At 40.8% G+C, this 23,249-nt stretch carries 17 protein-coding genes; 3 read left to right on the top strand and 14 right to left on the bottom strand.

The window, feature by feature from the left end:
* Positions 1–123: 123 nt before the first annotated feature.
* The 6 genes from GD002_RS00995 to GD002_RS00970 all read right to left on the bottom strand — a co-directional run bounded on the left by GD002_RS00995 (position 124) and on the right by GD002_RS00970 (position 4,072).
* Positions 124–1,053, bottom strand: a complete 930-nt coding sequence (locus GD002_RS00995; RefSeq protein ID WP_153730455.1) for a carbohydrate kinase family protein — start codon at positions 1,051–1,053, stop codon at positions 124–126.
* Positions 1,054–1,227: 174 nt separating this feature from the next.
* On the bottom strand, positions 1,228–1,500 hold the full coding sequence (locus GD002_RS00990; RefSeq protein ID WP_255425119.1) for a hypothetical protein: 273 nt from the start codon (positions 1,498–1,500) through the stop codon (positions 1,228–1,230).
* Positions 1,491–1,628 carry a hypothetical protein gene (locus tag GD002_RS00985; RefSeq protein ID WP_153730453.1) on the bottom strand — a complete coding sequence of 46 codons (138 nt, stop codon included), beginning with the start codon at positions 1,626–1,628 and terminating at the stop codon, positions 1,491–1,493. The genes GD002_RS00990 and GD002_RS00985 overlap by 10 nt, the downstream gene beginning before the upstream one ends.
* Before the next feature lie 15 nt (positions 1,629–1,643).
* Positions 1,644–1,931: a hypothetical protein gene (locus GD002_RS00980; protein WP_153730452.1), complete on the bottom strand. Its 288-nt coding sequence runs from the start codon at positions 1,929–1,931 to the stop codon at positions 1,644–1,646.
* Between the two features lie 46 nt (positions 1,932–1,977).
* Positions 1,978–2,829, bottom strand: coding sequence for an ABC transporter permease (locus GD002_RS00975; RefSeq protein WP_153730451.1), 852 nt, complete (start codon positions 2,827–2,829; stop codon positions 1,978–1,980).
* Complete coding sequence (locus GD002_RS00970; RefSeq protein ID WP_153730450.1) at positions 2,822–4,072, bottom strand: quaternary amine ABC transporter ATP-binding protein; 1,251 nt, start codon at positions 4,070–4,072, stop codon at positions 2,822–2,824. The genes GD002_RS00975 and GD002_RS00970 overlap by 8 nt, the downstream gene beginning before the upstream one ends.
* Before the next feature lie 210 nt (positions 4,073–4,282).
* Here GD002_RS00970 and GD002_RS00965 point away from each other — a divergent pair, with 210 nt between their 5' ends.
* The gene (locus tag GD002_RS00965; protein ID WP_153730449.1) at positions 4,283–4,840 is read left to right on the top strand and encodes a GbsR/MarR family transcriptional regulator; all 558 of its coding nucleotides are present in this window, start codon (positions 4,283–4,285) and stop codon (positions 4,838–4,840) included.
* Between the two features lie 101 nt (positions 4,841–4,941).
* Here GD002_RS00965 and GD002_RS00960 read toward each other — a convergent pair whose 3' ends face one another.
* The 3 genes from GD002_RS00960 to GD002_RS00950 are packed head-to-tail and all read right to left on the bottom strand — an operon-like array spanning position 4,942 to position 10,056.
* On the bottom strand, positions 4,942–6,363 hold the full coding sequence (locus GD002_RS00960; RefSeq protein WP_153730448.1) for a putative Ig domain-containing protein: 1,422 nt from the start codon (positions 6,361–6,363) through the stop codon (positions 4,942–4,944).
* A 10-nt stretch (positions 6,364–6,373) separates the two neighbouring features.
* Positions 6,374–7,141, bottom strand: coding sequence for an Ig-like domain-containing protein (locus GD002_RS00955; protein WP_153730447.1), 768 nt, complete (start codon positions 7,139–7,141; stop codon positions 6,374–6,376).
* 47 nt (positions 7,142–7,188) lie between these two features.
* On the bottom strand, positions 7,189–10,056 hold the full coding sequence (locus GD002_RS00950; protein WP_153730446.1) for an Ig-like domain-containing protein: 2,868 nt from the start codon (positions 10,054–10,056) through the stop codon (positions 7,189–7,191).
* Between the two features lie 94 nt (positions 10,057–10,150).
* On the opposite strand from GD002_RS00950, the gene GD002_RS00945 reads away from it, so the two are divergent.
* Both GD002_RS00945 and GD002_RS00940 read left to right on the top strand, forming a co-directional pair.
* Positions 10,151–10,753, top strand: a complete 603-nt coding sequence (locus tag GD002_RS00945; RefSeq protein ID WP_153730445.1) for an Ig-like domain-containing protein — start codon at positions 10,151–10,153, stop codon at positions 10,751–10,753.
* Positions 10,754–10,768: 15 nt separating this feature from the next.
* Positions 10,769–14,701 (top strand): DUF5011 domain-containing protein, encoded by a 3,933-nt coding sequence (locus GD002_RS00940; protein ID WP_153730444.1) that lies wholly within the window; start codon positions 10,769–10,771, stop codon positions 14,699–14,701.
* A gap of 122 nt (positions 14,702–14,823) precedes the next feature.
* Here the strand turns inward: GD002_RS00940 and GD002_RS00935 are convergent, their stop codons facing one another.
* From GD002_RS00935 to GD002_RS00915, 5 genes are all read right to left on the bottom strand, one after another.
* Complete coding sequence (locus GD002_RS00935) at positions 14,824–17,238, bottom strand: RCC1 domain-containing protein (RefSeq protein WP_153730443.1); 2,415 nt, start codon at positions 17,236–17,238, stop codon at positions 14,824–14,826.
* Positions 17,239–17,256: 18 nt separating this feature from the next.
* Positions 17,257–19,302 carry a hypothetical protein gene (locus GD002_RS00930; protein WP_153730442.1) on the bottom strand — a complete coding sequence of 682 codons (2,046 nt, stop codon included), beginning with the start codon at positions 19,300–19,302 and terminating at the stop codon, positions 17,257–17,259.
* A gap of 248 nt (positions 19,303–19,550) precedes the next feature.
* The gene (locus GD002_RS00925) at positions 19,551–21,476 is read right to left on the bottom strand and encodes a 3'-5' exonuclease (protein ID WP_153730441.1); all 1,926 of its coding nucleotides are present in this window, start codon (positions 21,474–21,476) and stop codon (positions 19,551–19,553) included.
* Between the two features lie 158 nt (positions 21,477–21,634).
* Positions 21,635–22,363, bottom strand: a complete 729-nt coding sequence (locus GD002_RS00920) for a DUF6612 family protein (RefSeq protein ID WP_153730440.1) — start codon at positions 22,361–22,363, stop codon at positions 21,635–21,637.
* Positions 22,364–22,407: 44 nt separating this feature from the next.
* On the bottom strand, positions 22,408–23,235 hold the full coding sequence (locus tag GD002_RS00915) for a hypothetical protein (RefSeq protein WP_153730439.1): 828 nt from the start codon (positions 23,233–23,235) through the stop codon (positions 22,408–22,410).
* Positions 23,236–23,249 lie beyond the last annotated feature (14 nt).

The following is a 23,249-nucleotide window of genomic DNA, read 5'->3' as shown; positions in this document are numbered from 1 at the left end:
TGCAGCCATAGTTTGGATCGGTCTAACCCGTGTTTGGTTCGGTGCTAAATCACTTTCGAGCGGTCTAAAGCAAGATTGGCGCGGTGCAACACTACTTTCGCTCGGACGGAAGATTTTCATTCTCTATTCCAATTCATCCGCACGAGGTAACGCAGACAATGCGCCTGATTTCATAGCACACAATGCACCCATCTTATTGCCGAAAGCAATCAGCTCTAGCCACTCTTCTGCCGAGTTTGGTTTACCATTTAACTGAATTCCGCGTAACACGCCCGCAATAAACGCATCGCCCGCTCCCGTGGTATCTACTGGATCGATGGGGTCTACCTTGACATGTTGCCGAACACCATCAACTATAGCGAGCGTACCTTGTTCCCCCATCGTGATCATAACCACGGGCACTTGAAAAGCAGCCAGTTTCGCAAGCGCCTCTTCCATCTCATCCGCCTGCAGTAAAAAATACAATTCTTCTTCCGTTAACTTCAACAAATCAGTGTGATTCAAAAAAGGAAGGATTGTTTCACGACAAATCTCTTCACTTTTCCAGCGCAAGGGTCGAATATTCGGATCAAATGAAAGTAGCGTTTCTGTCTTTTTTGCCAATTGTACTGCTCTTTTAGTCGTTTCCAAAGCAGTTGGTTGAAACATCGTACCGGAACATATATGCAAAATTGACGCATGACGAAAAGCTTCTTCTTGCAAGTCAGTCGGCTGCACTTGAATAGTTGGAGTCTCATCCACATATTTAGCAAACACACGGTCATGCTCCGAAGTTAAGTGAACATAAACACCATTCACTTTCTTTTCGGGGATATGCACAGCGTAAGACAAATCCACTCCTTCTTGTTGTAATTGTTTTCTCACAAATTCAGAAGTAGAGTCTGTTCCGATTACTGTGATTAACATAGAATTGGCACCTAACCGAGAAATTCCTGCCGCCACATTAACAGTAGCCCCACCCAGAAATGTATTGAACTTTGTGTTAGTTTCATCTGATGCAATATAATCGACAAATACATCTCCGTAGATGAGTACATGTGTAGTAGATTTCATCCGCCACCACACCTCCTGACCATTTTCTTTATCCTATCATGAATTAAAGAGGTCTTAAAGATTGGTTTTTCAAGAACTACCACTCTTCCAACTCTTCGGCTTCTTTTTTGTATTACAGATAAAACCCTGTCCAGATCATGACAAAAACGCAATGGCTAAACTGACAATCTGCTTTCATCCTCCTGATAATTTATCAAAATACACCTTACGATAAGGTTGTAAATGAAACTCGGTCATTACTTGGTCAATGTTCACTGTGGAGTCATAATACGCATGAAATAACTTCATCAATTCATACACTTTCATTGTTTTATGAAATTGTGTTGGCTGCAGCACAACGGTAATTTGTCGTTTGAGCTGCTCTCTTTCATTAGTAGAAAGACTGTGTACATCTTTTCCAAAAAGAGAGATATTTCCCAAATCCGTAGTTTGAATTGTCACGGGCATTTCCAAAAAAGTTGACTTCCCCGATCACCGCCACAATCTCCCCCTTCATTCGCCTGAAACTCTACTCCTTTCAATACATGATGGGCTCCGTATGATTTTTGAACTTCTCTTGCTTCTACTATCGTCATCTTTCACCCCTCCATTTACTTATGCTTTGTATCTTCAGTATACGAAGCAGCAAATGAAATGTCTGCGGAAATTAGGTGAGTGGTAGGATTTTGAATGTCAGTTGTAGAAATCGAGGGGTGAATGACAGGAGTGTTATTAGCGGACGATGCTGAACCGCGCCAATGTTGCCTCGCACCGCGCCAAACTGCTAGCCGACCGAGCCATTCTCCGTCTGAACCGAGCGTTAGTACCTCATGACCGAGCATTACCTCAAACGAACCGATCCAAACCACACCTAGACCGAGCCAATCCATCAATACCAATTTAAAAATCCCCTGACCAATGATGATCAGGGGATGTCTCAATTTATTATTTAGCAGTTTTCTTATTCTTTCGAGTACCTGCATGTTGTGTGATACGGTCCAGAATGATCGCGACGATAACAATCGATAAGCCCGTTTCGAAGCCTTTACCTGTTTTCAGTTGTGTAACCGCGCGATACACTTCTTCACCTAGTCCTGGTGCTCCAACCATAGAGGCAATCACGACCATCGAAAGGGATAGCATGATGCTTTGATTGACCCCTGCCATAATGGTTGATTTGGCTAACGGAATTTGTACCTTCAGAAGACGTTGCGATGTTTTGGATCCAAATGCCTCTGTCGCCTCAATTAAATCTTTCGGCACTTGTTCAATTCCCAACATCGTTAAGCGAATCGTTGGGGGCATGGAGAAAATGACCGATGCAACAACGCCTGGCACGACACCAATATTAAAGAAGAAAATGGCTGGCAGTAAATACACGAATGCCGGCATGGTCTGCATTAAGTCGAGTATCGGATTGATGATTTTTTTCACCGTTGCTTGCTGAGAACCCCAAATCCCTAAAGGAATTCCGATCAGTAATGCAATCGCGACCGAGGTCAGGACAAGCGCTAACATTTGAAGCATTGGATACCAATAGCCCAAGTAGTCGATGAACAATAAACCAATTAATGTAAACAGCGCAATTCCCCGTGTTGACAAGAAATACGCAAGTACAGCGAAGAGTACAGCTAGCAAAATGGATGGTACAAAATCCATCAACTGGACTGCTCCTTCTACTGTGCCTTTCAAAAACGCAGAAATACCGTCAAACACTGTTCCAAACGTGTCGACTAACCAATCTACTCCATCATCGATCCAATCAGCGAATGGTAATCTTGGTAATAATTCATTCATGATCCGTCACCTCTTCTACTCCCGCTGTAACAGGATCATTATTAATAAACTGGCCATCTCCAGCAAGTGCGCCAATCAACGCACCACGGATGATGATCCCTTGCAGATGATCACGTTCATCCACTACTGCGACTGGAATCACAGCAGTAGAAACCGCATCAAATAAATCAGTCAGCACCGTATCTTGAGAGACTTTCGTCACATCTCGAATCAGTACATCCTCCAGTGTTCTTCCTTCTTCGGTAGCAATTACCGCGTCCTGCGCAGAGACCGCACCCAACAGACGATTTCCTTTATCCACTACATATATAGAAGAAATGCTCAGCTTTTTCATGAGGCGTAATGCTACACGAGCTCCACGGTCAACTTGCACCGTATCGGCTTTCTTCATAATATGCCCCGCTGTTAACACTTTGGATAAGTCCACGTCTTCAACAAAACGCTCCACGTATTCATTGGAAGGACTCATCAAGATTTCTTCCGGTGTACCGATCTGGACGATATCACCATCCTTCATGAGCGCAATGCGATCTCCAATCCGTAACGCTTCATCCAAATCATGCGTAATGAAGATAATCGTTTTCCCCATATCATGGTGAAGTTGCAACAACTCGTCCTGCATATCTTTTCGAATCAATGGATCGAGCGCACTGAACGCTTCATCCATCAATAGCACGTCAGGATCGTTCGCTAGCGCTCGAGCAAGTCCCACTCGCTGTTGCATACCACCACTCAGTTGATTTGGGTATTGCTCTTCGTAGCCAGCTAAACCGACCAATCGCAAAGATTCTTTCGCTTTTTCTTGACGAGTCGCCTTTGCAATTCCTTGAATTTCTAAGCCATATTCCGCATTCTCTTGAATCGTCTTGTGTGGAAACAACGCGAAGTTCTGGAACACCATACCGATTTTCTTTCTACGCACTTCACGAAGTTGTTCTTTATTCATCTCCACAATGTCTTTTCCATCGATCAGGATTTTCCCCATCGTTGGATCGATCAAACGGTTCAACATTCGAACGAGTGTCGACTTACCGCTCCCGGATAAGCCCATGATGACGAAAATCTCTCCATCATAGACATCAAATGTAGCTTTTTTTACGCCAACAGTTGCGCCAGTGGCTTGTAATATCTCTTTCTTAGATTTTCCTTCATTCAATAGTTGCGAGGCACGCTTTATGTTCTTTCCGAAAATCTTCGTGGTGCCTTGAACCTCAATTTTCTTTTTCATTTCTTGATCATTCATATGTACAACTCCCTAGTTTCCTAAAAACTTAACGTTATTATTATAGACGTAACAGTTTTGCAATACAACAGTTTTATCTAAATTAATTGTTTATACGGTAAAAACTGTACAAACTTCCGTGTACGGATTGCTTTTATTTAGCAAATATAATACGCTATAGAAGCAAACGGGGATGAATGTGTCCTCAGTATGATAATGGAGGTACCCTCTATGGAAGGTAAAGAACAACTTGAAAAATCACGCGAGAGAATTATTGAAACCATCGCGCAAAATATACATCTATACGGTTTGACTCCTTCAGCCGGCAGACAATTCGGCACGATGTTCTTCCACGATGAACCCTTGACGCTAGATGATATGACCGAAGAACTGGGCATGAGCAAAACAAGCATGAGCACATCCGTCCGTGCACTATCAGATTTAAAATTAGTAGAACGTGCTTGGAAGCGAGGCGTTCGCAAAGATTTATACCAAGTGAAAGACGATTGGTATCAAAGCTTCATCGATCTTTTCTCCATCAAATGGCGACGCTCCATCTCTCTTCATCAAACAGCAGTCCGTAAGTCGCTGAATGAGTTGATAAAACTAGCTGAGAATCCTTCCATCACAGAAGAGTTAAAGCAAATTGTCGAGTCCGATATAGAAAAACTACGATATATGCAAGACTATTATGAATGGCTGGATCGTCTGGTTGATGCATTTGAAGACCACGACATTTTTGATCTTGTACCGCGAAAAGAAGATAGACAAGAAGATAAACGACCGTGAGAGCTCTTTGGCTTTTACGGTTTTTACGATTTCATTCAATGGTAACAAAAAGCCCTTTGCTGATTTTCTATCAATCAACAAAGGGTATGTGGTTTACTTATTTAATTGGGTATCAAAGCTTGTTGCTTCGTTTGTAGGATATTACCATACTTATCATACATACGAATGACAACTGTCGAACCTGCAGAGAAGCTAGAGCTACCAAGGCTAAACTTATTTTGTCCTTCGTAATGCATGTTATGAACATCGTTAATCGTCACTTTATATACATCCGAAGAGACATTAAGTTGAATCGTATGAAGATTCAAGAACTGAACATAAGAGATCTTCACGCTATTCAAGTAATCAGCAGATACCACGTTGACCTCCACACTCACCGTGAATCCACTGTCACCAATTTTACCTTTCGCAATGACCATTCCGATTTTTGACGTATCGACTGGCTGCCAGTTAACTGACTCCATGCCAGTTGTTTTATCTTTGTACGTTACCTTCACTTTAGATGGAAGTTCAGGCGTTCCATTTAACTTTACATTGATTTGAAGAAGTTTTTCAACAGACTGGATATTTGAATCAATGACGTCCATACTGAAAATGCGTCTTTCCGTATCTCCCAATGCATCTGTCACTTGAATCGTAAAGTTGTAGTTCCCTGCACGTGTCGGCGTCCCGCTAATCTTCCCCGTGTCTAGGTCAATCGTTACGCCAGCCGGCATACTTCCAGACACTCGCTTAAATTGATACGGTTCCCGTCCATGTAGCCCTTCGATTTCCTCACTGTACTCGCTCTTCAATACCGCATTGTCCAATTCTTTTGCCTGGATAGCCAAAAAGCTTGTCCGTTTACCCGCGATATAGTCCAAGATAATTTGTGCATCTGCTTGAGTTAACACACCGTCTCCATCAACGTCTGCTGATAGAAAAGCTTCTCGGTCTGTAATTGGATTGTTCAAGTGCTGTAAAATTCGAATTGCAGCTGCAGCTGTTGGTTTGTTGTTTCCGACTACATCACCAAAGGGCATCTTTCGTATGACTTTTCCATTCATTCCATTGACAGGCAAATCGGCATTCGCTCGACCTTTCATATTGGCAGAAGTGATAGTCAAATCTAGTGATTCACCTTCTGCGAATGAAGAAGAAAGCTCATAGACTAAGTAACCGACAGTTATCTTCTTCCCAGGAATGATCACATCTTTATCCGAGTTAGAAAGAAAATTAATATCTAGCGCGTTATCTAATACATTCCATTTTGTCCGGTACTTTGTATTGTCAAAAGCCGGAGCTGGACGGAAACTTTTTAAAACAATTCCTGAACTCGCTGGAGGAGCCGAAATGACAAAATTCCCTGAGCTCAAATACGAAATATCACGAACTGTAACAGGTACTTCCACTTTCGTACCCAGCGAGCGACTTTCTCCCACTTCCAATGTTTCCGCATTCGCTTTTTCTCCAATGAAACTGGATACACCAACTACACCAAGTATAATTAAAAAAGCAGCTAATTTATTTAACACATTCTTCATTTCTTTCACCTCAATTCACCTTAAATGTAAACCGTACAGGCTGACTTAATTTTGCACCATTGGCTGAACGTAACTGTTCCGTAATTTCCATTGTATAGGTGCCTCGAGCATACTTTCCTACCGGTTTCACCTTAAATTTAGTGTCACCGACTGCTTCCACCTCAACAGGCACTGAAACAGTTCCTCGCTTCATACTGATTGCATGTGTATTCAATGTCGCTAGATTATAAGGATTACTAAGTGTGATGACCCACTCTTTATCACCAGTTACAGCGTTCGAATACGTATCTTCTTTTCCTTTAAAAGGTTTAATTTGTCCATGAACTAGCTGAGCATCTATCTTCTTTCCTTGCTCGTTATACAGTTCCACATTTTCTAAAGTTAGCGCAATCTCCTTACCTACTCCTGGCGTCTCCACATACGTACTTAAATTCATGACTGTACCGTCCACTAGAGAGCCTGTCCCTTTTGCGAACGATAATGATACTGTTCCTGCTGCATCGCTGCCTCCAGAAGACAGATAACTAGACAGCGTATCAGTCAGCTTGACGTCTGTGTCACGAATACGCAATTGATCCGCATCATAGACAATATCCAAAGAACCGCCTGCAATTTTTTCGTCACTGCTAATGAAAATACCGATTTCCACCGCTCCAGCCCGCTCTGCGAATGCGGAAGAGACCCCGACTGTTGTTTTCTTTACAGCTGCTTGTGTGGGAATGACAGGGATTAGCAACAATAAAATACTAAGCCCTACTAGAACTTTTAACTTTTTCATAGATTATGTATAGGCGCGCCATCGCACGCCCTCCTCCTTTTCACTTGTTATCTTGCAGTAAATCGTAGTTGTTGTGGTGAAAACTCTGCTAATATTTGTGAAAATAAAATTGGATCTTCCATCAAACGCTGAACAGAATAAAATCCAGGCATCACGCTGTTTGTGGATTGAAACGCCACAGGATACGTGGTTGCTGCTCTTTCCAATTCATTTGAAACAGAATCATATGCAATCACTTCCACATAGTCTGAAATATTCATAGCTGCGCGAGTAAAGATATAGGCTGCCCCATTTTTATTAGCACCTAGTACCTTACCATTCACACGCACTTCCACACGATCAACTGCAGCCGTTTTTGTTTCCACTGTCCCAATTGTCAAATTACCAGAAGTAGAAAACGTGATACTATCAATATAATTCCCTGGAACAACAAAACCAATTTTAGTTAGGTCATAAAGTCCACCCATGATTTGGTCGTAACGATCATTGTCACCAACAAAATCAGCCAATGTATAGATTCCCTCTAACAAATCAATCTGTTTCAGTACTTTTACCGTAGCAGAATCAATAAATCCACCATCGACCGTTGTCGCAACAATGGTCACTTCGCCTGAACCGACTGGTGTCACGACGCCATTTGGACTGACTGTTGCAACAGTCGGATCGGTAGATGACCAATTTACTTGCTGATTGGCTGCATTGGTAGGATACACCGTATAACCAATAGATACCTGAGTGGGCATATATGTACCCGCTCCATCTTCATTGAATAAAATTTCACTTCGATCTAGCTCGATAGACGTAACCTTACCGCTAGATCCCGGTCCTACTGTGACAGCTACAGTATATACGGACTGTGTCTTGCCGTCAGCAGCCGTCACAAGCACTTTCACTTCAGCTGTTCCGTCCGAAGCCACTGTTCTATTTAGCACTTCGACTCGTGCATTTCGATCTACCGGACGAGCATCTACTTTTAGCGTTTGCGCTCCTTGTGTGAAGCTATCTGCCGGAACCTGATGACCAAAGTACCTCATCACGTTGGGAGTAAAACCTCGAACCAAAATATCATTGATAGACAAGCTCGCCAAGTTAGCATTCGCAGCTTTATCCACTTCATTTAGCCTGTTCCAATTGACTGGTCCCACTACCGGATACTCCTGTAGCTTGCCATGGAGTTCCAAGAAATTAAACTTAAATCCTGAGCCTTCCACTTTAATCTCTTGCTTACCGGTCAAGACAACTTTATGTCTACCTTCCGCATAAAAATTGTAGCGACTGTAGTCTTTTTCAAAGTTCTGGTAACGGTCTGTATAAATCGGATGTTCTTCTTTATTTCCCGATTGAGTGAATGAACCGTCTATCTTGAGCACACCATCCGTTAAATGCCCTTGGTCATGCATCGGCTTGCTAAGATGTGTATAGTTTCGTGTTCCATGGTTTCGTTTACTGGCTGTAGAAAAATTACCGTGCACATGAACGAAATCACCATCTCCTTGGCCATATTCAGGTGTTGCCGTATCCATTGAACCCTTCACCATCGTAAGCCAGCCATCTGCAATTGAATAATCCCCATAGATGTTGACTGTTCCATGATTAACGAACAATTGACCACTCAACTGTTTCACATTCCCTTTAGAACGAGTTTCACCCATTGATACAGCAGACCCCACTTGTACGAGCCCTTCTCCGACATTCAGTGACTTATTTTCCAAAAAAGCATCATCGATCAACGGACCGCCATTGATCGTCAAGTTCCCATCAACCTGCAGCTTTCCTTTTTGCACGTTGAAGTGTCCTTTTTGATGCAGGTTACTCTTCGCATGCAAGACTCCACCGTTCAGGTCTACACGGCCTTCTTGAAGAAAAACGGATGTAATATCCGCAACTTGACCGTTCAAATCTAAGTAGCCATGGATTCGCTGATTGTATTCATTAGTCAATACTTCTGGAACTGTAGGTCCCTTATAATCCCCGTTAACTGCTATCAATCCATCTTGTTTCAAGCTACTTGTAACATACAACTGACTGTTACTGAGCCGGATACTGGAACGGGATTTTTGATCAATATTCTTTGCCTTGATGACACTACTATGAACTGCTCGGATTTCTGAACAAGGTAGCATCACTATTTCACCGTCAACTGTTAAATTGTAGCCATTCAAATCAATTTTCACGTTTTCATGTACGAGTAAATCTTTCGTTTCGTGTACATTATCCGTCAGTTTCCAATCGCTACGCACTTCACGTCCAGCGAAATTAACAATTTGTTGCTGCAAGTTTGATAGTACACTTTGTAAATATGCAGCATTTGGAGAATGATGATAATTCCCCCCTGTAACTTCCGCAATATTCTTCAGAGTCGTATGATCAACAATGGATTTATCACCAAAGCTAATGGCATGTAATTGAATATTTTTTTCATATGCTTCATTTGCTAAAGACTGTATTTTTTCATTATTGACAGATGTTCCAACAGTCATCAAGACGATAATTTTGTCATTATTTGACTGATCTTTTGATAGGTCCTGAATCGCTTTTTCAAATCCGGTACTTGCATCATTCCCATTGACAATAGAATGGCTAGCGAGCGATTGGACTGCCTCTTTTGCTTGCCACTTATTTGACGTCATTGATAACAACTTCGAGACCTCTGTATGAAATCCAATGACTCCGAAACGATCCTTAGCATTCGTCTGATCGATCAAGCGAATCACTTCATGAATACGATCTTGATTTGGATCCTGCTTTTGCATCTCAGGCGTGTCTTGAATGACAAAAACGATATCCCGACCATGTTCGAGACCACAACTTTGATTTGTATAATCATAAGCTGCCTCCGTTATAAGCGGTTCCCTGAATAGTACTAATATCCATAGCAACAACAGTGTGGCAATGATTTTCATTTGTATCTTCATTTTCCAACTTCCTTTCCGATAATATAGATAGAGCTTACTGACTCTTCAAGGGATAATTCACACTTTAAACCAACACATTAAAGGAGTTTTTACTATGCGATTACGTATCATCACTGCTTTCGCTTGTATCGGTCTTCTACTTACAGGTCTGTTCAGCAACCAAACGACACATGCTGCCGGCATACAGTCTGTCACCGACCCGATGAAGCCGTGGACCATTACATTTAATCAAGAAGTATTAAATCAAACTGACAATTTACACCGAATCAGCATGTATTCAAAAGATCAAAAGGTTTCTCTTTCTCTATCGGCAGATTCGAAGAAAGTTACAGTAAAACCACAAATTCCTTACTTATTTGGTGAAATATATACATTGACCATTCCATCTGATTTCCGATCGGATTCTGGTAAGGTATTGAAGACTGCTGTTACAAAAGAATTTGAAATCACCGGACAATACATACAGGCAATTACGGCCGTAGCAAACCCGTTTGTAACGAACATAAACGTTCAGACCAATCAAGAAGTTTTTCAAGCGAATTTCTCTGTAAATCAGGGAACTCCTATTAAAATGATTCGGAACCTTGATTCATTTTCCAAAGGGCAACTTGGGCTAACCAAAGGAGATATGTTGACGATCGAAGTATTTGATCAGCAGGAGCGTCTGCTTGAAACGCAATATTATGAAGTGAAATAAGGAGAGGTGAAAACGATGAAGAAATTTTTCTCTGCGTTTTTGGTATTTTTACTAGTGTTTTCGACGATTGGACCGTTACCAGGGATAGCGGCTACAGTTGATTTCCCTGGGAGCGTTGAAGGAAGTACTGTAGGAGATGATCTCAGAGGCAAAGTTACGGTGAAAATGAATGATAGAAATTCACTCTGGACAATAACGTTAGAAAAACTTTACGGTAATAAAGATCAGCAAGGAAGTGTTTTGGGCGAAAACGATGTCTTTTCCGATGTTCCTGCAGGTCTTTATAATGTTCGCGCAGTTAAAAAAGATGATGAAACAACAATTAAGATATCCGCACCTATCACAGTGATGCCTAAACCTTTATCTGTTAAAGATAACGGAGATGACACTAGCGCAAATATCATTATCGAAAAAAATGATCCTTATCAACTGAAAGTGAAAAATGTCGCTACCCAAAGTAAAGTAAGACTTTATGTTGGAGATCAAACAAATTTTAGAGAAGCAAGCGTTGACTCGAATGGTACCGCAATCTTTACAAATATCGATGCAAATAATACGTATAGATTGACACAAGTTATGAACGAAGCAGAAAGTGAAAGATCTGGTTTAGTAACTGTGTATCCTACCGAAGTTAAATTAGAATGGAAAAAGGATTCAGGTTCCTCAAATAACGCTGGTGAACTTCTTGTGACAGGCACAAAAAAGGGGAACACATTAATTCTATACCGTGGTGGAAACGAATACAAAAGGGAAGTTTCAGATACCTCTTCCTTTACATTTAAAGGGTTACCAGATGGATCATATAGAGTAGGACATGTTGAAAATGAAGTGCATAGTAAAAATCTTTCAAATGAAATCATTATTAGAAATGAACAACTCCCTATTATTGATCTAGTAGATAGTACAAACTATGAATTGCGATATACCATCGACAAAGATGGAAAGGTATCAGAAAAGAAATACAAAGAACCTGGCTATAAAGTTACAGATAAAAATTCAACCGTATATACAGGTACTACAACAAAATATTTCTGTAGTAAACAGAATGTTATTGAAAGCGCTGATGAAGCATGCGATCCACTTAAAATGAAAGTGGAAGTTGTAAGTAATGTTCCTGGCGGTGACAATAATGCAACTCCTCCTGGGAAATACACGGTAACGTATACAGCAACAGATGGTGAAAATTTTAATCTTACTTCTACAGCCATTAGAAATATCACAATTTATCCCAATGAAGTGATTTTATCAAAAACGGATACAAAAGAAACCCATAATAGTGCACCCATTAAAGAACATATCACTGGAAAGATTACCGTTTCGGGTGTCTATGCAGGAGCAAAACTACTACTTTATCAAGATCCAAGCGGGTCGAATAAAGTAGAAAATGCCACCTTAATAAGATCCAATATAGAAATTAACGATGGTGTTTACTCGTTTTCTAATGTGCCTGTAGGCGAAGGTTATTTTGTTATACAGGAAGCAAACGGAGTTCAAAGTTCGAGTTCGAAGAGAATTGATATTAAAGACACCACACCTCCCGAGTTAACAGTAAACGGACCAAGCAATATAGTTTTAGAAGTCGGCGATATTTATATCGAACACGGGGCAACAGCTATTGATAACATCGACACACCTGAAGAACTTGCAGGTCGAATCGTAATTAGCGGAACAGTAGATACAAATAAACCCGGAAGCTATACAGTTACTTATAATGTAAAAGATAAAGCCGGAAATAGTGCGGGACAAGTAACAAGAACGGTCATAGTCAAACCACGTCCTGTTATCGCAATCGGCAGCATTGCAACGATCGGTGAAGTGGGAGTAAAAAATATATTCCCCGGAACGGCAGATCTCCCGACTCTATTAAAACTATATAAATCAGATGAGAAGGGTGTATTTACAGAAATCACAAGTAAAGAAAAAAAGCTTAGTGCTAAAGAAGAGACTTATGTTTTTAACCAGCTAGGACCAGGTCGATATTATGTTACCCAGACAATTAATGGTCAAGAAAGCCGTCAATCCAATGTGGTAGAAGTTGTGGATATTGATAAACCATACATCACATTAGATGGCCCCGATAAAATCGATCTAATATGGGATGAGGATCATTCCCCTTACTATACAAAGACAGATCGGAAGTTTAGTGATCCCGGTGCAACAGCAAGTGATTATTTGGAAAAGAATTTGACGTTAACTGCTAAACTAGTTGGAATTGACGGTACGCAAACACCATCAACTGCATCATCAACTACAGTGAATCAGATTATCAAAATAGATCCTATCACACTTCCTGAACCAGGTACTTACAAAATCACATACACAGCGACAGCAAATCGCGGAACTGTCGCAGAGCCAAAACATCGCTTTATACAATTAGCACCACCCAAAACTAAGAAACCTGAAAGTGTCAAAAGTGAAATTTCAGTAGGCAGTTTGTTTGGTCACACAACAACGAGGGCTAATTTATACAACACTTATGGACAGTTAATAGATACCAAAGCAGTGGACAATGGTAGCGTTCAATTCGACAAAGTGCCAGCGGGCATCGGCTACTACGTCACCCAAACAGTGAACGGAATTGAGAGTAAACCTTCACTTCCTGTCAATGTAAGCATTTTTGATAATGCTGAAGAAACCAACTGGATTAGCTCCTTTGAGTTTCCTTCATTAAAAGCTGTTGGAGTTATCGATCACAAGACAGGAACAATTGACGTAGTAGTTCCTAAAGGCACCGACCGTTCAAAATTAAAGCCAACTATAACTACTTCTAATTTAAAGTCTGTTAGCCCTGCCAGTGGTATTCAACAGGATTTCACGAAAAAAGTAACTTATACTGTTTCTCCAGGCAACAATGAGAAAAAATATGTTGTAACTGTATCCGAAGCTACAATCTCTACCGTTCCTCGTGGTGATGCATTGATCAAACCAACGGCATTTACTTCAGGAGGCAGCTCGGTCGTATTGACTTCTGTTGAAAAAGCGAATGCAGTAAAAAATGGGGTTAGCTTTATCGGAAAAGATCGGGCCATTCATGTACCTGCTGCGAACATCGCAGAGACTCAAAATGCATCGTTATCCGTCAAAACGCCTACCACGATTTCAAACTATAGTGATCCAGCATGGAGAACTTCAATTACACAACCAACAGAGATTAACTGGGGAGAGGGTGTTCGTTCTTTCATGCAACCGATTGAAATAGAACTTCCCAATCCAGATAAAAAGAAATTTGCACGTATTACTCGTGTGAATGGGCAGTTATTTGCAGAAGTCCAAAATAGTAGAACCCAAGGCGGTAATGAAATCGGATTAGTTACACAACCAGGTACGTATGCACTGATTGATGATATCGCAAAACCAAGTATCATCACTACTTCTGACAATGAAGGTGTTACGTACAGACTGTATACCAGTGTAAAAGATGCAAAAATATATTATACAACTAGCAGTCAAAACATCACATTCGATAGAAGCGCCTGGACAGAGACAACCAATTATTCACTAGATCATCTGCCTACCGACTTTTCCGAATGGACACTTTATACTAGCGGTACAAATATTTCTTCATCCAATGGAGAAATCTACGCTTTCGTAGTAAAAGATGGACTCATCAGCCCGATAGCAGAAGATGTAAAAATCGAGAAAACTGAATGGAGAAAAGACGTACCTACTTACGTACCACACAAAGTACTGTCTATAACGTTCAATGCAAGAGTTGAGAAGAAATCACTTTACAACGGTACAATTTACGTCATCGATGATTCTATGGGAAAAAAGGTGGACACTGTCCTCTCGCTAAGTCCCGATGGTAAGACGATACTAGTTGCACCTAAAAACGCTTACTCTCGTGGCAATCAATACACATTACACATCGAACGACAATTCAAAGGAAATACCAAGAATAATGAATTTTTGAAACAACCTTTCACACGAACATTTAAGATTCAATAAGGAAAAAGAGTCCATCCAATAATTGGATAGACTCTTTTTTGCAGTCTTTACTATTCGCTATATAAACTATCAGGGAGTTTTCACAAATGCAAACAGCCTGTCTGCGGACAGGCTGTTGTCACTTACAGTTGAATCTGAAATTGCATTTGCACTTTTTCTTTAAGCTTTGTGTCGTATATTGTATTCACAGTATCTTCAACAAATAAATAATAGGTCGCACCACGTGTATACTGATAATCACTTTGCAGGCGAATTTCCATAGTCTTACCACCATCAGTCACCTGGTAACCAAGTGGTACTTTAATCCCGGATTCGTTCAAAATATAAACACTATCGGAATTGAATGTTTTAATGTCTAGCTCTTGATTGAACTTAATCTTCCAAGCTTTCGTGGGTGAAACATTGTATCGGTTATCGAATGTTTTATATCCGACTCGCGGATAGGATACAGCATTATCCTGTTGCGTAACATTAACTGTGATCGTTGCTACTTTTCCACCGTCAACAGTAGTTGCTATAATAGTCGCTGTTCCTTTAGAATGCGCTGTTAGCTTGCCACTATCCACACTGACAATATTCGGCTTACTAGAGGTCCAGTTGACATTTTTATTCGTAGCGTTAGAAGGACTAATTTGCGCAATCACACTCTCCTGCTCGCCAACAACCAAATCCAGTTCCGGACCTTTATTCAATGTAATTCCTGCTACTGGAATTTTGGTCAGAACATTTTCAGAAACAACAAATGTATTACGTGAAATTCCTGTCAATGAATCGGTCTGTAGGCTCGCATTCAGCGGATCGTTCCGCTTCTCCGCCACTGCCCCACTTGTCGCATCCCGTACCACAAACGAATAATAATAGTCCCTAGGCTCCAGCGTTCTCGTTACTTTCCATGTATTATTCGGCTGCTTCACCATCGGAATTTCAATCCAGTGATAATTCTCGCCAAAATTACCCATGACGGAAACAGATATTGACTTCGCATCCAGCTCTAGTGTTTCGTTAAAATCAAAGCTGCTGTATGTGAATGTCACTTCTTTATTATCAATAATTGGCCCCTCCACTGCATATGGGGCTACTTTCACCACACTGAACGTCCGTCCAAAATCGTCAATTGTTTTGTCACGATTCAGAGGATCTACTGTCCATTGTCCATTTACTCGGAAGCCATATTCATACTGCCCAGGCTTCAGCTCCACCTGCAGTTCCCATACATTGCCACCTTTATGAATCATCGGCAAATCGATACTATCATTAAAGCTACCATTCACTTTAACGTCCGTAGTGCCCGTATTTCCAATGTATCGGAATAACACTTGGCCGCCTTGGACGAACGGGAACTCATCCAGCTTCATCACATCATCGATCCCAGATACTTTCTTGAAGATTGGGAGTTTGGTTGTTGGATCAGAGGAGGCTTTATCCCATTGCCAGACTGTGCCGTCTTGTTTGGTTGCCAAAGTATAGCTGTCTAAGTCATAGCCTCCGCCACCTATAGAAACGGCATTGGCTAATCCCTTTACTTCAATTGGTGTCGTCCGGGTAGTTTGGGTTCCTGAGGTGTGACGCCCCCACATCCAAACACTTCCATCTTCTCGAATGGCTATTGAATGGTTCGCTCCTGTAGCTACCGTTTTCACATCCCGCATTCCTTCTACCTGAATTGGACGTAACTTCATTTCGCGTCCGCCATCGCCCAATTGTCCATATGAGTTGTCTCCCCATGCAAAGACAGTAGTTCTATCCTGTTTTAATGCAATTGTATGATAATCTCCTGCGGTAATTTCCATAATGGAAGATAAACCCGAAACTACAGATGGGGAGTAATTTACTGATGCTGTTTCACCATTTCCAAGTTGACCCAAGGAATTACGTCCCCAAGCCACTACCGTCCCATCTCTTTTAAGTGCTACGGAATGTTCTGCACCCGCCTCTACTGAAACAACTTCCACTAATCCAGGAACACGTGTAGGTTCAACAGTTGATGGTGGAGTTCCTAATCCTACGGGCGAACCGAGTTGCCCAAATGAATTAAGTCCCCATGCCCATACGTGTCCGCTCTCATCTACTGCAAGGGAGTGATAGCCACCTGCTCCAATAGCTACAATCTTCCCCATTTCTTTATGAAAAACCTTTTGAGGTCTTTCATTCTTCAATAAACCTCCAGAATGACCAAGCTGGTTATAATCATTTCTCCCCCATGCCCACACTTCTCCATTCTGATCCAATGCAAGTGTATGATCACCGCCAGCTACAATTGCTTGAATATTAGACAAGCGATTACCAGTCGCTAACTCGACAGGGTGTGGTGATGACGAATCAACACCACTCGCACCTTGCTGACCATACGTATTATCTCCCCACATCCAAACGCTTCCATCTTCTTTTAAAACAACAAAATGTTTTTTACCCACATCTGTTACTTGCTCATGATTAATTAATCCATATGCAAATGCTTTTTGTTCAAAAGTCAATGAGAGCATGCACATCAATATGAATAAAGAAGGGAGTAATAATTTTTTTAAAATGTTATTCAAAGGTATCCCCCCACTGATCTAATCATTCGATATCGTAACAAGTACAGCAACTTTATATACCTTTCCATTTGCTTCACCTTTTAAGATGACCGTAGCTGATTGGTTTTCACTAGCTCCAGTGATTTTCAACAATCGAGTTTGACTTTCGAATGACACGATGGACTCACTTCCAAATATAGTTGCATCTTCAACGTCTAGATTTAACGTATCAGGTAATTGTAAGTTAGTTAAATCATTTAATACACGACCCTGACTAGCCCACTTTTGGGAAGTATCAGAAAGTTCCCCATTATAATTCTTCAAGATTACTTCCTTACCTTCTTCATACACAGTTTCTAGCTTTTTAACAGTCCACTCCGGTGATGTTATAGCTGTCACATCAACTTCATCTGAATGTGATAAATTCATGCTAGCACCACTACCTGTTGTACCTTCAATTATTTTCGCTCCCGAAGCACCATTCTTGACCTCAAGATTAGCAGGAATTCCTTCCTTCACACTTACTGTTGCTTCACCAGATAATCCTTCTAGCGTAACCTTCTGGGAGCTAGCCATTGTCAACCCAAAATTCTTGTTAATAGAATTATCAGAATAACTCATAACAATTCTCACCGGAGTTGTGTTCTCCATATTAATTCCGTTTGCAGACGAGAAGTCATGTAAGTGAATTGACTTCACATCACCACTTACGACATTTGTAGTTCCTGTTACTGTTGAAGTACTTACAATTGCTGTACCCTCAGCGCCCACATCAATCGTCAAGTCTCCATTAATCGTCGTACCATCAAGACGGATTGTTCTATTAGCAGTTCCCTCTCCTAATTTAAGGTTTCCTGTTATCGTACCACCTTTAAGAGTAACATTCCGATCAATCACAAGTGTGTCGTTAGGGAGACTATTCACATTAATATCATTTGACAATTCAATAATCTTAAACTGCTCATTCGCCAGTGCCAATTGCAGCTGTTCTAAATTTTCAACTTTAATCGTATTTCCTACTGAATAGGTAACACCTAAATTATCTAGCGCGCTTACTTCTGTACCTTGCATAATTTGATCTAATAAAACAGGTGAAGACATTAATTCATATAGAGAAACTGACTTTCCAAATAACTTGGCGTTCACTTTTACATAATCATTGATTTTGTAATCTTTCTCACGATCATTCACTCGCATTTTAAAATTCTTGGTTGCAAGCTTTCGACCATCTTTGCTGTAGGCTGTTAATTGAAAATCATCACTAGCTTCACATTGAGCAGGCACTCCATTTTCTTTATCTTCATCCTTACAGGTCAGTTCCTCAATTCCTGCTTGCCCCATTGAAAATCCATTTACACCACTTATCGAACGATCTAAGTCTCGTTCATATTGAGAATTGTTTCCTAAACGAACTTTTAACCGTGTGGCTACTGCATCTGCTTCGACATCAATATTAGATAAATTAGGAGCATTCTTGGTTGGATCAGTAACACCTTTATACCGATGGATAGTTTCAATCTTCGTCATATAAACCGGCGGTATCTGAATCAATACTTGCCGTGGTTCATTATGCTTAAATATGTTATTATTTATCAATTCTGCGTTTCCATTAGTTACAAATGTCGACTCAAATCCAGGCAACAAATCATAGATTTTGAATGGTAAATCATAGTCGGTTAAGTGATCGAAGTACAATGAACCTTCTTTTATAACTAACCTAAAATTCTCTTCTTTACTGTAATTAATGAACTCTAAATTTTTGAAAGATACTCTTAGCGTATTCCCGCTAGCTATAACTTCGTCTATAATAGGTAATTTCTCTATTTGATCAGTCACTAGTTGTTCAACGTAAACATCATTTCTAGTAATTGAATTAATATTCTTATCAAACGTAACTACTAAATCCTTTGCTCCTGAAAATCCGTTGTACTCTTTTGCTGGGTCAACCACAAACTCATACTCATAAGGCTTCTTCTCAACCGGCACCGTATTTCCAGGTGTTGTAGCAGCGTCTGCTTTCAGGCTGACTCCGAATACACTGATCATCAACACCAATGCAAAAGCCATTTTCAATAGTTGTTTCATCTACTCATTCTCCCTACCCTATTGATTTTATCTTTCATAATTATGTACAAAAGCCCCTCCTAAAACGTCTATTTCTTTCTGCTCACATGACAATATAAAAACAAGACCTCTTCCCACTTTATCGGCAATATTGGAAATTTGTTAAGTTATTTACCCCAATCCTTTTGATCTATTTATCCACAAAACTCCTTTTCGTCTTCGAACACAAAAAATCCCAAGGTAGAGTGTGGCCAAGGGATTTGCAAGCCTTATGTTGTGCGCTGAAACACTATTTCTTGCTTGTTTTTCATGCGTTCTTCCAAGATCTCATCAAAATACTTCGTAAACACCGAATCCCCTGAATAAGAAATACACAAATACTCCTTCGCTCGCGTCATACCAATATAAAGCAAGGATGCTTCGCGCTCGATATCTTCTTCTAACGCAAACGGAATATTATTTGCATTCACAATGAATACGGCTTGAAAATCAAGGCCTTTACTACTTTCAATGGTACTAATCTTGACTGTTTCCTGTTCTTTTTGGAAGTTACGTTTGGATTCGCTGTTTTCGGCAATCCAGTAGTGATGAATCCCTTCCTCTTCCAAAGACTGTTTCAGGATAGCGATATAATCTAGTTGATACGAACGCTTCACTCGATACAGAATCAGAATTTCAGACAGCGGAAGATTTTTCTCGAAATGCAGTTTAGCTATTTGCCTGGCGACAATTTTGGCCTCACGCTGAAAACTATCCACGCGTACAATGGCAGGTTCATAGCCTTTCCTTCTTGTGCTTTGCGGCGCAATAATATCACCTTCGAATTCCTTACTAACGACTTTGTTTTTCAGAACGGAATGCTGTTGATAAAAACCCCAAGCAAAGGAAACAATTTGTGCTGTGTTGCGATAATTGATACTCAACACCTTGGATCGACCACGAAAATCGAGGCCGGTGTCCTGCAAATAGGAACGCCCTCTCTTGTAAATGGATTGCGCTCGGTCTTCCACAAGCAACAATGATTTCGTATCGGGATTCAGCAATTGGCTGACCAACTTAAACCAGTCAGCTTCAAAATCTTGGCCTTCATCAATCATAATGGCATCGTATTTTGGTAGAATTGCTTCACCTTGTTCAAGTTTTTCTAGCATCTTTGGGATCTTTCCTTCTGAAATACGTAAATCATTACGCAGCCAGCTATGAAAGTTACGTACTTGAACATAATGCTTAGCAGACTTATTTAGCGTTTCTTCTTTAGTGAAATCAAAGTCGAATAGAGTTTCAGGTTCATTCATCATATGCCTCACCATCTGCTCAATACTTTGTGCGAGCGAGATATTATAGCACAGGATCAATATTTTCCAGTCTGGATGCTCTCTCGCCAGCAGTTTTGCACGGCTTGCAAGGATTAACGTCTTTCCGCTTCCCGCTACTCCACGAATCAATCGGTTTTTATCACCAATCTGTTTGGCCATGTTCTCTTGATGTAAATCCATCGCTTTGATGTCGTGCAGTGAGAGCAACAATTGATCCTGATAAGGTGATGGTTGCTTAAATTCCGCACTTATTCGAACTTCTGGGAAAAGATGATAACGAATGGCATCAATTTCTTCCTTCCCAAGTGGCTCACGCAAACGATAGGGCACAACGAACATATTAGAAATCTTCTCAATCAAATTTTCTTCCGTGAACGCGTCATGATCTGGGTCTATTTCATCGCGAGTCAGCGAAAGATGCGGCTCGATAACGCCATACAATCCATTATCAATAAAGTCTTTTTGATGAAGACGGGTGAACACCGTGCCGAAGCCAAAAGGAAACTTTAGCTGGAACTGATACTTCCCTTCTAGCTGAACGAGATTGCGGTCTTTTTTCAGTGTATCTACGATTAAGAATGCATTATCCCTCGCCTGCTTTTGCGGACTTTTTGTTGATACTTGCTCACCATTCGAAGTAATTAATACCCATTCATCTCGGTCCAGGCGATACAGCGTGTTTTTCGTATAGTCTTTCACTTCTAGAACTAGCAAACCAAGGTCAGGACCAATGACTACAAAATCCGGACGCTTTCCTCTAATTTCCGGTTCATAATAAACAATATAATCATCAGGCAAAAACATCTTCAGCGTACGAAACAGCAGCCGCTCTCCTGCCGTTGCACTAGAACGTATCGTTTCTGGTATTGTGTATGCCATGTAGATCCCTCCCTGGCAGTTCTCGACATTTACTTCTATTATACTACAATTTGATTATTTGTAAAATTTTGATTCATTTTACCGCAACACAAACACACCCTCTAAGTAACCAAGGGTGTACAACGAAGTTCTACATACACAGATTGACATTCCACTTTTTAATTAAGTTTCGGCAACTCAATCTCCTCCACCTCATTCACCTGTCCATACCCCAACTCCACCGAGATCGTCACAGACTGTGTAGGATTCTTACCTACCGCCTCGTAATTAAAATCTTTCATTCTCATGGTGTCTTTGTCGATGACTACCTCCAAATCGGAAGATATATTTGTAGAATCGACGCCTGTAAACGACATATTGAACGAGTCCTTGAATACCTTATAAACATCTTGGCTATTTCCACTATACGTCAAAATATAAGAGTCTTCTTTCTCTTTCATAGCCAATTCATCCTTCACCTTACGAAGGTTTTCGATCATTTTGGCATATTGGACACTAAGCAACTCTTCGTCGGTAACTTGACCGCTTATATCCTCCCAATCACCGCCATTTTCATTGGTCAGAATGATGTTATCTTTTTTATAGACTTCTGCCTTGGCATCATTGGGCTCACCGTCTGTTGTGGTGATGTAGGATGCATGAAAGTCAGGAGATTCTTTTTCAATATATTGGACTTTTCCTTTGTTGACCTGTTTCTGTTCTCCCCTAGACATATCCTTCGCTAACACGGTTAACACCATGTCGATTTCATAGCGATCTACTTCGTTTGTCGATTGATCCAAGCGTGTTTGAACTTCTTGCATCGTCAGGTCGTCTGTCGATTCGGAACAGGCACCAAATAGGATGACTGACATGCATAGTATCAACGTTCTACCAAATTTTTTCATCTACCTTCCTCCTAATCTAGTTACCGTATCATATAGCAGATTACTCATTCATCGGAAGCGTCAGAATGCCCAATAAACACTACAGACCCTTGGCCGTTAGACCTTTCATTATAGAGAGGCTCTTCTGTTTCATCATAACTGTCTGCGATCACGCGAATGAAATACGGCTCGTTTGGAAGAGCTTCCGACTGACTAATGGCTTCAAAAATAGATTCAAATTCTTCATTTGTCAATTGACTTTGATAATGAAACGTCAACCACATTTCTGGTTCATAGCTTTCGGAATTAGGAAACTCAAATACTTTTAACCAGTTTTCAGCCTCTTCCACAGTCGGGCTAGCTAACCGATTCTTTCCATACAATCGCAGTAATTCATCTAATTTCTTCGGGTCCACCTCTACATGATGAAACGTAATAGGTTCCACTTCTTCCCAAGTCACATTTGGCAAAGTATCTAACAAGGGCTGCACCTCTTGAATAATGGATTGACTGGCCACTACCTTCAAATGTTCCATTAGGATGCTGCCAATATGAACAAGCCCCTCCGTATTGGCTAACCCTAAGTGATCTACTCCCACCAACTTGGGTGAACTCGATTCATCCACTGTCACATAGGCTAGCCCCTTATATACTGGTTCATGGAGAGTATCATATTCTACCTCAACACGACTCGTGTCGACTGTTTTGCCAATATTTGCGTAAGACACATCCCCTGCAAACACGCGAATTCCTTTCTCTCTCATCGCTTCCTCTACTAGTCGTTGCGCCTCTTTTCTAGTAGTTTCTTTCTGAATGAATTTCTTTGCTTCTTCAGACTGACAGGCACCTAATAGAAGAGCCATACTTACCAATAAAATTCGTCCCCACTTCACAGTAACCCCTCCTC

It is taken from the genome of Sporosarcina obsidiansis, from assembly GCF_009651005.1.
In the GTDB taxonomy this organism is placed as follows: Bacteria; Bacillota; Bacilli; order Bacillales_A; family Planococcaceae; genus Sporosarcina; species Sporosarcina obsidiansis.
This window is presented reverse-complemented; position numbering and strand designations above follow the sequence as displayed.